Source organism: Methylobacterium sp. WSM2598 (assembly GCF_000379105.1).
GTDB lineage: Bacteria > Pseudomonadota > Alphaproteobacteria > Rhizobiales > Beijerinckiaceae > Methylobacterium.
Genome location: NZ_KB900613.1, coordinates 9,074 through 20,851 on the forward strand (window position 1 = coordinate 9,074; position 11,778 = coordinate 20,851).

The following is an 11,778-nucleotide window of genomic DNA, read 5'->3' on the forward strand; positions in this document are numbered from 1 at the left end:
TGAGCGTGACCGTCGAGATCACGGACGGTCATCGCGTCCGCACTGGCTTCGCCTTCATCGACGGCGGCTTCCTGCCGCCGGGCTGGTACGATCTCAACTTCGAGGCCCCGCCCTTCACGCCAACGCACTGGCGGCCGGCGATCGTCGATTGGAGCGGCGTGCGCGGCGGCGCGGCGATCCGCGGTCGCGAGGAGGCTGCCCTGCGCGCGATGGGCGTCGAGCCCGCGCCCCGACCGGATGGCGGTGGGCGTCATGACTGACCCCGCACTGCGCCGCGTCCTCGCCGTCGATGACGCCTTGACCTGGGTGTATGAAGAGCTGCGTCGGCCCCGCGCCGCCCGCCTCCGCGGCCCGGCCGGCTACGGCACGTCCGCGGCCGGCTTCGCGCCTGGGGTCCGGGTCGACGTCTCGCGCAAGATCGTGGACCACGCGCCGGACGGCCCGCACCCGGACGCCCTGCTGATCGAGACCGCGATCGCTGCTCTCGATCCAGCCGCCCTCGACGTCTCGGACTACGCCATCACCGTGGGCCTCGCCCCGGGCGTCGACCTGGACGGGGCCCTTGAAGTAGCGCGCCGCGACCTCGCGGTGACGATCGTCCGCGCCGCCCAGAGCGGCCGGGCGCCCGACTGGGGCGGGCCGCCCGAGTTCGAGCCGGCGCTTGCCGCGAATGGAAAGCCGGCCCTCTGGGAGTGCGTTCAGGAGCACCACGGAGAGCTGCCCGACGGCACGCCCCTGACCACCGCCTCCCACGTCGTGTCGAAGATGGCGCGCGTGCCGGACAGGTACGTCGGCAAGTTCTGCAAGCTCAAGTGGACCCGCGGCGCGGCCGATGTTCTGGCCGACCGTGCCGCATACGCGATCTGGCACGGGGCCCTGTCGCGTCTCACCGACACGGTCGAACTCGGGTCCATCCAGCTTACGGTGCCCCGGGCCGAGCCGGCCCCCTGGCTCCCGTCCAGCCCACCGCTCTGGCGCAAAGGGAGCCAAGACGCGCCGTCCATCCGCAGAACGCCTCGAAACATCCGGAATTCTGCTTGACGCAAATCTGCGTCTTTGCCATAGTGATGACCTCGAAAGTTTCGTCCGATCCTCTTCGTAGGTGACGACCACGATCCCCTCCGTGGGATCGAAGCCCGGCCTCGCGGTCGGGCTTTTTCGTTCCGGACCTACCCGTACTCGCCTTGCGCGCCGCTCCTACTGGGGCAGGCGACGCACGCGCACGTCTTGGTGTTGCCCATGCAGAGCGCAGATGATCGCCTCGATATCCTAGCGGGATACGAGGCTATTTCTGATTTCGTTGGTATTCCTGTCAGTAAACTTAAGTATCGAGCGAAGATCGGTTCGATCCCGCTCTTCCACCTCGGACGCACGCCTTGTGCTCGCCGGGATGCTCTGCGGGCCTGGATTGCCTCGGCCGAGCGCGTGTCGCTGCGGGGCGGCGGAGCGAGCGGGTGATGAAGGCTCGGTCGCCCCGCGACGCGGCTGCTCGGGCTCGCCGGGTCGAGATCCAGACCGCGTGGCGCCGACGCTGGCCCGAGAAGGCTCGGGCGCAGAACGCGGTCCACCACGCCCGCCGCTCCGGCAAGCTCATCCCAGAACCCTGCGAGCGCTGCGGCTCGAACGAGCGGGTCGAGGCGCACCACGTCGACTACCGCGAGCCTCTGGCGGTGGAGTGGCTCTGCCCAGCCCACCACCGAGCCGAGCACGCCCGCCTGCGTGCCGAGGCCCGCGATCGCGCCGCCCGCCCGGCCGCACCACGGGCTCGCGCCCAGGACGAGAGCGTGGCGATCCTTTGAGTTCAGATCCCGGCCGGTGAGATCTCCGCCTGCCGGGTGAGGGGCTGGTTGAGCGAGGTCCTCCGCCCTCGCTCCCGGCCCCGGGCGGGCGTCGTCGGCTGTGGTGAGCACGGCGCCCGCCTCAAGTTCCGGCCTTGCGGCCGGTCATCGGGAGCGATCCTTTGACGGTGCCGGGGGGCATCGAATAACGGCCGACCAGATGTGCGCTCCCGGCGTCCTGTCTCAACAAGACGTTTCTCAGCATTCAATCTGGTCATCCCCCCAAACTACATCAGAGGATTACGAGAATGGCCGCCAAAGCGCTGCTGAAGACTTTCATGCGTCCGCGTGACGCCGAAGCGATCCGGGCCGACATCGCGGCCGTAGACGCCGCCGAGGCCGCCCGCGCCCAGGTCGCCGTCGAGGCTGCAGCCCGGCGGCAGGAGCTGGTCCTGGAAGGCGACGTCGACACCTTGGAGGCTCACGATGCGAAGGTACGTCGCGCGGCCGTAGAGGCGGAGGTGGCCGCCGCCAAGCGCGTCCGGCTCGTTGAGGAGCTGCGCGCCGCCGAGGAGGCGGCCGAGCAGGGCCGCCGCAACAAGCTCTATGCAGTCGCCACCCGCGCCGCGGCCGAGACCCGGAAGCTCTATCTGGAGGAGTACCCTCGCGTGGCCCGGCAGCTCGCGCAGATCCTCTCCCGCATCGGCGAGCTGAGCGCGCAGATAGACGAGGCCAACGCCGCCCTGCCCGACGGCAAGCCTCGCATCTCGAATGGCGAGCCGAACCGGGGGCGCGACGCGATCCCCGATCGGTACGAGCCGACGACCCGCCGCGTCTACGTCGACAGCCGGAGCGGCGCCGAGGTCGTCGCCTTCCGGCCGAGTGATACCCACGTCGTCGTCGAAGAGCGCGACGGTCCGACTTCGCTGGTGAGCCTCGCCCAGCCTGCCGTCCCCCACGTCCCGCTCGGGGCCGAGGTGCATCTGCCCGGCCTCGCCTACGGGGACGCGCCGTTCTGGGGACGGCGGTCGTGATGATGGTGCCCCCGACCGATCTCGACGAGGGCAGCCCGGCCGAGATCGCCATCGGCCGGGTTCACAGCATCCTCAGCGAATTCGCGGATCAGGTCGCGACCTACGCCGAGATCACCGCAGCGTATGGGCTCGTCTTCGGGCCGGACGCCAGCAAGCTCCTCCACATCATCGAGACCAACCTCGACCGGGCGCGCGCAGTGCTCGCCGCGGTCGCCCCAGCGAGCCGCCCCGACCGGCCGCACGTCCTGCACTGAGGGATCCATCGTGACCATCACTTGTTCGACCCGCGCCGGCATGTCGCCGGCCAAGACCCGCGCCCGCATCACCGCCCTGGCCGCCGATGCCGGTCAGCCCGATCTGGGCCGCAAGGCCGCCGAGGCCGGCGTCTCCCTGGAGACGTTCCGGGACCAGCTTCTTGATCATCTCCTGGATATCGAGGCGCAGGCCCGCCGTGCCGTCGATCCCGCGAAGGCGTTCCGCCGCGAGTACGAGCAAGGCCGAGACCACTTCGCGAAGGTCGCGAAGCTGCGGGCCCCCGTCTGATGGCCGCGACCGAGCTCCAGCGCCGGGCGGCAATTCGGCGGCTCGCAGCGCGGGCTTCCCTGCCCGATCTCGGTGAGGCGCACGTCGCCCGCGGCACCAAGATCTCCGTGTTCAAGGCCGAGCTTCTCGACCGTCTTCTCCTCGCCGAGCAGGAGGCGCGCCGTCCCGCGGGCGCGGTTCCTGCGGACTTCGAGGAGGCGAGATGATCCCCGGTCTCGCCCGCATCGGCATCGGGCGCGGCCTCGCCGTGATCGAGCTGCGGGGCCGGGCCGGCTCCGAGTTCGTGCTGGCTCGCGGCAACTCCTGGCGACCCGGGGTCTGGGCGTCCGTAGAAGCCGCCCGTCTCGGTGCCGACCTCACCGACGCGCAGGTGCACGTCCTCCAGTCGCAGGCCGACCGGCGCTCCCGTGCCGGCACGATCACGGTCGCCGACATCCGGGAGCTGCGCGACCCCGCCTACCGTGCTGCCCTCGCCCGACCGAGGCCGATGACGACCCGGTAGAGAGCATCACCGGGACGTGCCCGTAGGAGCCTCGCAGATGCCCGGGAGAGCGCGACCGGCATCCCGAGGACGGCAGACCGGCGAACGGGCGTCCTGGGGCGTCCTGGGGCAGCAGAGGGCGGCCTACCCCCCGGGGTGAAGGTACTTCCGAAGGCCCGCCCGGGAGTGCGGGGGACGCACGACCCCGGGCTCTCTCCCCGGATGACTTTCGAAACTGAGGCAACGAGGGCAACCGATGGCAAAGCCCGATCCCTTGATCACGCCGGCCGAGGCGGCGCGCCTGCTCGGCCTGAACAAGTCGACCCTGCACCGGCAGGTGAAGTCCGGCGCGGTGCGCTCGCACGACGGCAAGGTGCGCCTGTCCGAGGTGAAGGCCGACCGCGCCCGCAACGTCGACGCGCAACGGTCGGCGCGTCACGCGGGCAAGACGGACCGCCTCACCGACGCGGCCGAGACCGAGGAGGCGGCGGCCCCGGATGCCGGCGGCATCTACACGAAGGCGCGCGCCCGGCGGGAGTTCTTCTCCGCGAAGCTGCGCGAGCTGGAGTACCGCCAGAAGGAGGGCGAGCTGGCGCCGATCGCCGTGATGATCGCCGCCGTCGACCGCGACTTCGGCGTGGTCCGTGAGCGCATCCTGGCGGTCCCCGGGAAGCTTTCGGGCGACCTCGACCCCCGGCAGGTGGAGCGGCTCACGGACGAGCTTCACGAGGCCCTTGAGCAGCTGAGTGACCCGAATGGCACCCTCTTCCTCTTCTCCGATCGAGACGGCTCTCAAGGGCTGTAGGGCGGCCCTCCGCCCGCCCCCGCGGCTGAGCCTCGTCGAGTGGGCGGAGAGGTACCGCTACGTGCCGCAGAAAGTGTCGGCGACCCCGGGGCGCTGGCGCACCGCCGCGCAGCCGATCGCCTTCGGGCCGATGCGCGCCGTGACATCGCCCGAGGTGCACACCGTCACGGTGATGAGCGCGACGCAGGTGCTCAAGACCGAGCTGCTGCTGAACGTCGCCGGCTACTACATCCACCAGGACCCGAGCCCGATCCTCTTCGTGCAGCCCTCGCAGGGCGCCGCCGAGGACTTCTCGAAGGAGCGCTTCGCCCCGACCGTCGCCGCCTCGCCGGCCCTGCGGGCCCTGGTGAAGCAGCCCCGGGACAAGGGCTCCGAGAACACGATCGCGCACAAGGACTTCCCGGGCGGCTCCCTCGACTTCGTCGGCGCCAACTCGCCGACCGACCTCGCCTCCCGGCCGCGCCGCATCGTGCTGTGCGACGAGATCGACAAGTACCCGACTTCGGCCGGCGACGAGGGCGACCCGCTCCGCCTCGCCGAGGAGCGCGCCTCGACCTTCATGGCGGTGGGCCGCGCGAAGCTCGTGCGCTGCTGCTCGCCCACCATGAAGGGCGTATCCCGCATCGCCCGCGAGTACGACCTCTCCGACCAGCGCCGCTGCTTCGTCGCCTGCCCCCACTGCGCCCACGAGCAGGTTCTCACCTGGGCCTCCGTGAAGTGGGAGAAGGTGCTGCCGGACGGCACCCGCACCCTCGACGTCGAGGATGAGCAGCCGGTGCGCGAGCACCTGCCTGCGACGGCCGGGATCGTCTGCGCCGGCTGCGGCGTCGTCTGGAGCGAGGGCGAGCGCCTGGAGGCCCTGCGCGCCCTGGAGCACGCCCCCGGGCACGGCTGGCGGCAGACCCGCCCGTTTGTGTGCTGTGATGAGCGGCAGGTGCCGGAGCGCTGGGACGGCGAGGGCCGCTCCCTCTGCACCCACTGCGGCGCCCGCTCCCCGTTCGACGGGCACGCCGGCTTCGTCGCCAGCAAGCTCTACTCGACCCGGCACCGCCTCCCGACGCTCGTGTCCGAGTTCCTGGGCGCGAAGGGCGACCCGGAGCTGATGCGCAAGTTCGTGAACACCGGCCTCGCGGAGCTGTGGGAGCCGACGATCAGCAGCGGCGTGGACGGCTCGCAGCTCGGCGAGCGAGCCGAGCCCTACGGGCCGGACGACCTGCCCGAGGAGGTGCAGGCGATCACCGGCTTCGCCGACGTCCAGGGCGACCGGCTGGAGGTGCAGCTCGTCGGTTGGGGCGCGGGCGAGGAGGCGTGGCCCTTCTTGTACGAGGTGATCCGAGAGGACCCCGCGCAGCCCTACGCCTGGGAGGAGCTGGACGCGCTGCTGGCGCGAACCTTCACCACCCGGGACGGGCGCATCCTGCGGATCGCCGCGTTCGGGGTCGACACGGGCGGGCATCACACGGTCCAGGTCCACACGTACTGCCGCCGCCGCTCGAAGCGCCGCATCTTCGCGACGAAGGGCGTAGCGGGCAGCCGGCCGATCTGGCCGACGACGTTCAGCCTGTCGAAGTCCAGGGATAAGCTTTGGCTCATGGGTGTCGATGGCGCGAAGGACGCGATCTATTCGCGATTGACTATAGCACAACCCGGCCCCGGATACATACACTTTCCGATTAGCGACGCGTTCGGCGAGATGTACTTTCGGCAGCTCACGGCCGAGCGGCGCGAGGTGCGCAAGCGGGCCGGGCAGCCCTACGTGGTCTGGACCCTGCCGGACGGGCGCCGCAACGAAGCCCTCGACACCTTCGTCGGCGCCCTGGCGGTCCGCCGCTCCCTGCCGGCGCGGATCGAGCGGTCGTTGGAATACGCCGTGGTTCGTCCCGGTGACGCGCCCGCGCCCGCGCCGATCGAGCGCCGGCCCGTGCCGCCTGTGCTGCGGACGGCCGACGACGTTCCGGCCGACTGGCGCGAGCCCGGGTTCAGCCAGGGCCGCCTGCCGGGCGCCCACATCCAGCGCCGCACCGGCTGGCTCTGACCTGCCGGCATTCCAGTAACGGGACGCCAAGATGGTGCCCGCTCTTAACGGGGTGTCCCCTTAAGAGCAGGTCAGAGAGTTATAATCTGAGCTAAGGTCTGCCTTGATTTTGCGCCTGTCAGCGTGCTCTGCCGAGCTATAGCTCGATTGATTTCGACGACCCTGCTGTCTGACATGGAGATGATGTCTGTTGTGCCTGCAATCACGTCGGGATAGATGGCAACATCTGAAGCAATTGGAAGCCACAGTTCCATTTTAGGTTTTGCTGCAACAGCCTGTCCTTGACCTGCAACGAGCACGACAGGAAAACTACCAATGACGAACTCTGTTTGTCCAGCAGTAAGCACCGCTATATGAAATTTGGATCTCTTCAGAACTTCCAAGGCTTCAGCTCGCGCATTTCCAAGTGCTTGCACAATAGAATTTTGCTTTATGCGTGCCAAAACTTCGGGGTCATCAAGCTCTTTTCGCTGGTCATTAGTTAATGTTCCCTCCGATACCGCAGTATCTATTATCCTTTTGAGAGTGGCATCAGCATTCTGTGTAGCAGATAATTGTTTTATAAAATCGGGCGTCCTTATCCATTGATAATATAAGAATTCTCCGATATTAGCTAAATCTCCAGGAGAGAAGCGATTGTTTCCGGATTTTGCCGCATTAATTATATTTGCTATAGTCGAGCTCCACGTCCCCTCCTTTCGCGAGAACTGTATCTCTAATGCCGCGTCTCTCATACCATTATTAGTTATACTACTGTAGAGATATCTTTCGAAAAAATTGCTATCAATATGCTGGTGTCTGAAGCCAATATGCGGTGCTTTCTTATTATAGACATACATAAAATTTTTTTGATCGGCAAATCTTTTCAATAACATCTGCGATACGAAATGATGTCTTTTAGGATTGTTCATATTTCTCTATTACAGCGATTTATCTCTAAGATTTTAGACGTGGTTTGTTTCAATCGGTGCGTCTATATCTCATTTTTTCTCCGCGACGCTGCTTGTCGTGGGCGTGGCGGGGGTGGTGGCGGCTCATAGCCGGAAGGCAGGCCGCCCGCGTTGCACGGCGATCGCGTGTAGGCGGCTTTCCTTGCGTAACATTTATTAGACAATCTCACCGGAAAATTTTGCTGTGTCTATCATCTCGGTTGCAAAAACCCTGCCAACTACCGGATGCATTAACACTTCGATGCTCTTTATTTCTAATGCCAATTCAGACATCTTAATGCATTGACTTTCAATTTCTTCAAAAGAGAAAGTCTCAGTTCGATCTTTCAAAATCCCATCGGAGGTCACTTTGGAATATTTATAAGTTACGCATCTTCCATTTTTACCCACGGAAAAACTCTGGTGAGCAAGAGTTACCCGCATATCATTATAACTCATAAACTTTTTTAGCGTTGATATAGCATGTTTTTTGAAATGCGGGCTTTGATTTTCCTGCTTGTAGATTGCCGCCTTTAGCAATTTAATTTTGTTTTGCAATGGCACGATACTGGAAACAATATCCGTTTGATGATCATCAAGAGCAAGAGCTTTCCCTATCAGTCTATTAATCCCAAGCTCTATATGAGAAAATCTGTAAAAGAATGCACCTATATGAGCACATGCTTCCTTGAAGTTTTTCTCCTCTCGCTCTTTCATGTGCGCCCCTCACATTCACATCAGTGCACAAACACCCGGATCGCCGCTCCCCTGTACCGTCCCAGCTTGTGCTTTCAGGACATCCAGAGGCGCTTCTTAAGGTACGCGTCGGCGACTTTGAACACAGGGTAGGAGTACGGCATCATCACACCGCGCCAGTCACCCCGGATGATCCCGGCCTGCGGATGGACGCCGAACAGCGTGATCGTGTCCCAGCCCACCCCCGCGGCCTTCGGGCCGAACTCGTCGACGAAGCGGCGGCAGTTCTCCAGGATGACGGTCCAGTCCTCCGGGCGGAAGCCGGGACAGGGTGGCTGCCCGGGTGAGAGGGAGGCGAGGCCGCGGCTCTACTCGGAGACGAGGGCGGCAGGATCGGCGATCGGGTCGGCGGGCGGCATGAGGGCCCGATACTCCCCCGAGGTGTGGTGAGGCTTGCCGCAGGCCCCAGCTTACGCGGGCCGCGCCAGCAGGATCGCCGTCCTGACCACGATGCGGCGCGCGATCACTGAGGGTGGGATCGTCCAGCACGTCCCGGGCGATCTCGTGGTTCGCCACGGCCGCGGCGATGTCGATCGCCACGCCCTTCGCGATCAGGCGCATGCCGGGCGTGGGGTCGTCCAGGTACTCGCGGACCGCAGCGTTGAGCTGCTCGTCGGTGATGGCCTTGAGCTTGTACAGCTCGTCGAGCGTGGGCGTGTCGGGCATGCTGTGCACCTACGCCCAGGGATACGGGCCGAGGAAGAGGTCGCCCGCCGCCTTCCTGCTGAACAGGGTGAACCGGCGCCGCCGCTGGTGCTCGGGCCGGTCGTGGATCATGTGACAGCGCTGGCAGAGCGCGGCGAGGTTGCCGGGCGCGTTGTCGGACGTGTCGTGGTTCCGGTGCGCGGTCGCCAGGACCACCCGGGTGAAGCGCACCGTGTAGAGCAGGTCCTCCAAGAGCATGCGGCTGCGCAGGATCCGGCCGCGCCCGTCGCGCCATGTATCGGTTGCTGCGTCGAACCAGCGCCCGTCCTGAAGGCAGGCGACCCGTTGCAGGTGCGGGCGCCCGCAGCCCTCGCAGCGCCCGCCTGCGCGCCGGAAGCGGATCACGGCCGAGAGCTGCGGCCAGTCGATCGGGTAGAACCCGCGGTGCTCGCGTCGGATCGGCATGGGTGAGATCAGCATCTTGGTCGGGGCAGGCTACGGCCGAGCTGGCGGCCCCGCTAGGCTCTCTTCCCGAATTCCCAGACGACAACGCCGCGGTAGCGCCCGGGCTTGGCCTTCCATGAGGTCCAGAGGTGCCGCTTCATGTACGCCTCGGTGACCTCGAACACGGGGTAGGAGCACGGCATCAGGACCCCGCTCCAGTCGCCGCGGATGATGCCGGCCTGCGGGTGCACGCCGAACAGCAGGATCGTGTCCCAGCCGAGCCGCGCCGTCTCCATGCCGAACTCGTCCACGAACCTCCGACAATTCTCCAGGGTGGTGGCCCACTCGTCGGGCCGGAAGCCGGGGCACGGCGGCTGCCCGGGCGAGAGGGAGGCGAGGCCGCGGGTCCACTCGGAGACGAGGGTGTCGGGATCGGCGGTCGGGTCGGCGGGCGGCATGACGGGGTGGTACGGCTCCGAGGTGTGGTGGGGCTTGCCGCCGGTCCTGGCTTACGCGGGGCCGCGCCAGCAGGATCGCCGTCCTAATCACGATGCGGCGCACCTCGTCGCTGAGGCCGGGATCCTTGAGAACGTCCTGAGCAAACTCGTGGTTGGCCACCGCTGCGGCGATGTCGATCGCCATGCCCTTCGCGATCAGGCGCATGCCGGGCGTGGGGTCCTCCAGGTACTCACGAACGGCGGCGTCGAGCTGCTCGTCGGTGACGGCCTTGAGCTTGAACAGCTCGCCGATGGTGGGTGTGTCGGGCATGGCCGAGATGTAGGCCGGGCAACCTGCCCGGCTACGGCGTGCGCGCCTCCTGAGGCATCTCCTACTTGCTGACCAACTTCGACAGCAGCGCGGGCAGCGACAGGTCTGGCGCCGCATCATCCTTTACGATCCCGTCTGACGACGGCCTAAATAATGGCGTCAAAATCAATGCGCGTTCCTTCTCCTCGACGGCGCTGCGCTCCATAAGAGCTAGATAAGTCATCGCCATCGTCGCACGCTCGTCTGCGTCAATTGCAAGATGATGCTCACTCATATACAGGCGAACTAAAATACGCGCCAGCCAGAATGCTAACGTGCTCACAAGTACACCTATGCCGATAAAGCTAAAAGATAGTACTGAAGGTTTATCAGAAAACGATACAAAATACGAAACAAGCGACAATGCAATCAGGATTGTCAGCAAACCGCCGCCAGCCCAGCCGCCATATTTAAGTCCTAGTTTCTTGTAGGAGTTGGCGCTTTCGCGGTGCTTTTGTGCCTTGTCGGTCCAATAATCGACAGGGGCTTTTAATCGCATTAGCTCTTGATATGTCTTCTTTATGGTATCCAGTTCGTCTATAACCTTCCTGTGTTCTTCTTCATGCTTTTTAAGTTGTCGCCTTGATGTGCTATCGTAGAGGCGGCGCAACGCCTTTAATCTTCTTCCGTGCCTGTTCTCATTAAAGCGGTGCTCTGTCCGTCTTTCGTCTTCAGCTTTCTCCGCGGCCGAGATGCGCTCATCCAGAGAACGGGAAAGATTGGTGTATCTCCGCCTGTCGGCCTCCCCCGATAATCTTGCAACATTGTGCTGTCTATTAAAGGCGTGCAGCAAACCAATCCAGGCATCTCTTTTATAAATAACAAGCTGATCTAATTGATTACACATATAGCTCAATGCGGTAGCAGCAGCTAGACCGCCATGTTCTTTGTATATTTGCATAATAAATTCATAATCAGACGACTCAGACACCGGAAAATCGGCATCACCGAAAATATTCCTCAGGCGGTTCACAACGGATGGAAGATTGTTCCTATTTTCATTGTGCCCTGCGAGTTCTGATTTAGCATGATTTAGCTCGCTTATGTACTTTCCAGTCAGAAACTGACTTGTATTATTAGGTTGCACATTATGCAACCAAGAGTAGGCAGAAATGTTATTGTCTATAAAAACTACTAGGCTTTGCTGATCGGGAAACCTCTTTTTTCCTATGTCACGCCCGAAATCAAACTCTAAGAACGGTTGGCTCTCCATAGGCTCTATCCTGGCCGCAAGTTCTGCAATGGCATGAAAGCAGTATCAGATTGCCCGGTGGGCCGTCTCTCTGATCGCCACGCTATGCACCTACATCGGTTCTCGATGGGTATACCCAAACGGTACGACGCGACGGGACACCAAACCGTGTGCTTTTTGGGTTGTTTCGAGGCTTTCGGTACGCCACGGTGGGCGGGTCTAGACCCAAAGAGGACACCGCCATGGCGCTCATCGGCTACGCCCGCGTCAGCAGCACGGGCCAGGACCTCGCGGTGCAGCTCGCGGCCCTGAAGGCGGCCGGGTGCGAC

At 64.1% G+C, this 11,778-nt stretch carries 16 protein-coding genes and 2 pseudogenes; 10 read left to right on the forward strand and 8 right to left on the reverse strand.

The annotated features are described in order from the left end of the window. The 10 genes from MET2598_RS38040 to MET2598_RS38045 form a co-directional block, all read left to right on the forward strand. On the forward strand, positions 1–260 hold a 260-nt coding region (locus MET2598_RS38040), incomplete at its 5' end, for a hypothetical protein (RefSeq protein ID WP_036271145.1). Then, a complete protein-coding gene (locus MET2598_RS0135705) occupies positions 253–1,041 on the forward strand; it encodes a hypothetical protein (RefSeq protein ID WP_018264127.1) in 789 nt (262 codons plus the stop codon). The genes MET2598_RS38040 and MET2598_RS0135705, both read left to right, overlap by 8 nt. 416 nt (positions 1,042–1,457) lie before the next feature. After that, the gene (locus tag MET2598_RS0135710) at positions 1,458–1,799 is read left to right on the forward strand and encodes a hypothetical protein (protein WP_018264128.1); all 342 of its coding nucleotides are present in this window, start codon (positions 1,458–1,460) and stop codon (positions 1,797–1,799) included. Positions 1,800–2,086: 287 nt separating this feature from the next. Then, positions 2,087–2,812 carry a hypothetical protein gene (locus MET2598_RS0135715; protein ID WP_018264129.1) on the forward strand — a complete coding sequence of 242 codons (726 nt, stop codon included), beginning with the start codon at positions 2,087–2,089 and terminating at the stop codon, positions 2,810–2,812. Beyond that, positions 2,812–3,066: a hypothetical protein gene (locus tag MET2598_RS0135720; protein ID WP_018264130.1), complete on the forward strand. Its 255-nt coding sequence runs from the start codon at positions 2,812–2,814 to the stop codon at positions 3,064–3,066. Before MET2598_RS0135715 ends, MET2598_RS0135720 begins: the two co-directional genes overlap by 1 nt. A gap of 40 nt (positions 3,067–3,106) precedes the next feature. Beyond that, complete coding sequence (locus MET2598_RS0135725; RefSeq protein WP_018264131.1) at positions 3,107–3,355, forward strand: hypothetical protein; 249 nt, start codon at positions 3,107–3,109, stop codon at positions 3,353–3,355. Next, positions 3,355–3,561, forward strand: coding sequence for a hypothetical protein (locus MET2598_RS0135730; protein ID WP_018264132.1), 207 nt, complete (start codon positions 3,355–3,357; stop codon positions 3,559–3,561). The genes MET2598_RS0135725 and MET2598_RS0135730 overlap by 1 nt, the downstream gene beginning before the upstream one ends. Next, positions 3,558–3,857 carry a hypothetical protein gene (locus tag MET2598_RS0135735; protein WP_018264133.1) on the forward strand — a complete coding sequence of 100 codons (300 nt, stop codon included), beginning with the start codon at positions 3,558–3,560 and terminating at the stop codon, positions 3,855–3,857. The genes MET2598_RS0135730 and MET2598_RS0135735 overlap by 4 nt, the downstream gene beginning before the upstream one ends. Positions 3,858–4,092: 235 nt before the next feature. Further along, positions 4,093–4,641: a hypothetical protein gene (locus tag MET2598_RS0135740; protein ID WP_018264134.1), complete on the forward strand. Its 549-nt coding sequence runs from the start codon at positions 4,093–4,095 to the stop codon at positions 4,639–4,641. Then, entirely contained in the window at positions 4,592–6,676 is a 2,085-nt protein-coding gene (locus tag MET2598_RS38045; protein ID WP_084674109.1) for a phage terminase large subunit family protein, read from the forward strand. The genes MET2598_RS0135740 and MET2598_RS38045 overlap by 50 nt, the downstream gene beginning before the upstream one ends. Before the next feature lie 71 nt (positions 6,677–6,747). Here the strand turns inward: MET2598_RS38045 and MET2598_RS40405 are convergent, their stop codons facing one another. From MET2598_RS40405 to MET2598_RS41965, 8 genes and pseudogenes are all read right to left on the reverse strand, one after another. Further along, positions 6,748–7,587, reverse strand: a complete 840-nt coding sequence (locus MET2598_RS40405) for a DUF4238 domain-containing protein (RefSeq protein WP_084674111.1) — start codon at positions 7,585–7,587, stop codon at positions 6,748–6,750. Between the two features lie 195 nt (positions 7,588–7,782). Continuing rightward, positions 7,783–8,322, reverse strand: a complete 540-nt coding sequence (locus tag MET2598_RS41960; protein ID WP_157182384.1) for a hypothetical protein — start codon at positions 8,320–8,322, stop codon at positions 7,783–7,785. A gap of 74 nt (positions 8,323–8,396) precedes the next feature. Continuing rightward, positions 8,397–8,543, reverse strand: a complete 147-nt coding sequence (locus MET2598_RS43300) for a hypothetical protein (protein WP_018264136.1) — start codon at positions 8,541–8,543, stop codon at positions 8,397–8,399. A gap of 228 nt (positions 8,544–8,771) precedes the next feature. After that, positions 8,772–9,027: pseudogene (locus tag MET2598_RS43305) on the reverse strand (hypothetical protein). A 9-nt stretch (positions 9,028–9,036) separates the two neighbouring features. After that, positions 9,037–9,471 (reverse strand): hypothetical protein, encoded by a 435-nt coding sequence (locus MET2598_RS0135755; protein WP_018264137.1) that lies wholly within the window; start codon positions 9,469–9,471, stop codon positions 9,037–9,039. A 53-nt stretch (positions 9,472–9,524) separates the two neighbouring features. After that, positions 9,525–9,908, reverse strand: coding sequence for a hypothetical protein (locus MET2598_RS0135760; protein ID WP_018264138.1), 384 nt, complete (start codon positions 9,906–9,908; stop codon positions 9,525–9,527). A 61-nt stretch (positions 9,909–9,969) separates the two neighbouring features. After that, positions 9,970–10,218: pseudogene (locus MET2598_RS43310) on the reverse strand (hypothetical protein); the annotation flags it as partial. Between the two features lie 61 nt (positions 10,219–10,279). Next, positions 10,280–11,470, reverse strand: a complete 1,191-nt coding sequence (locus MET2598_RS41965; RefSeq protein ID WP_157182385.1) for a DUF6161 domain-containing protein — start codon at positions 11,468–11,470, stop codon at positions 10,280–10,282. Positions 11,471–11,778: the final 308 nt, after the last annotated feature.

Coding starts and splice junctions, on each gene's coding strand:
- MET2598_RS0135760 (WP_018264138.1), bottom strand. CDS start 9,908: ATGCCGCCCGCCGACCCGACCGCCGATCCCGACACCCTCGTCTCCGAG.
- MET2598_RS0135715 (WP_018264129.1), top strand. CDS start 2,087: ATGGCCGCCAAAGCGCTGCTGAAGACTTTCATGCGTCCGCGTGACGCC.
- MET2598_RS0135725 (WP_018264131.1), top strand. CDS start 3,107: ATGTCGCCGGCCAAGACCCGCGCCCGCATCACCGCCCTGGCCGCCGAT.
- MET2598_RS0135705 (WP_018264127.1), top strand. CDS start 253: ATGACTGACCCCGCACTGCGCCGCGTCCTCGCCGTCGATGACGCCTTG.
- MET2598_RS38045 (WP_084674109.1), top strand. CDS start 4,592: ATGGCACCCTCTTCCTCTTCTCCGATCGAGACGGCTCTCAAGGGCTGT.
- MET2598_RS0135710 (WP_018264128.1), top strand. CDS start 1,458: ATGAAGGCTCGGTCGCCCCGCGACGCGGCTGCTCGGGCTCGCCGGGTC.
- MET2598_RS0135740 (WP_018264134.1), top strand. CDS start 4,093: ATGGCAAAGCCCGATCCCTTGATCACGCCGGCCGAGGCGGCGCGCCTG.
- MET2598_RS0135735 (WP_018264133.1), top strand. CDS start 3,558: ATGATCCCCGGTCTCGCCCGCATCGGCATCGGGCGCGGCCTCGCCGTG.
- MET2598_RS40405 (WP_084674111.1), bottom strand. CDS start 7,587: ATGAACAATCCTAAAAGACATCATTTCGTATCGCAGATGTTATTGAAA.
- MET2598_RS0135720 (WP_018264130.1), top strand. CDS start 2,812: ATGATGGTGCCCCCGACCGATCTCGACGAGGGCAGCCCGGCCGAGATC.
- MET2598_RS0135730 (WP_018264132.1), top strand. CDS start 3,355: ATGGCCGCGACCGAGCTCCAGCGCCGGGCGGCAATTCGGCGGCTCGCA.
- MET2598_RS41960 (WP_157182384.1), bottom strand. CDS start 8,322: ATGAAAGAGCGAGAGGAGAAAAACTTCAAGGAAGCATGTGCTCATATA.
- MET2598_RS41965 (WP_157182385.1), bottom strand. CDS start 11,470: ATGGAGAGCCAACCGTTCTTAGAGTTTGATTTCGGGCGTGACATAGGA.
- MET2598_RS0135755 (WP_018264137.1), bottom strand. CDS start 9,471: ATGCCGATCCGACGCGAGCACCGCGGGTTCTACCCGATCGACTGGCCG.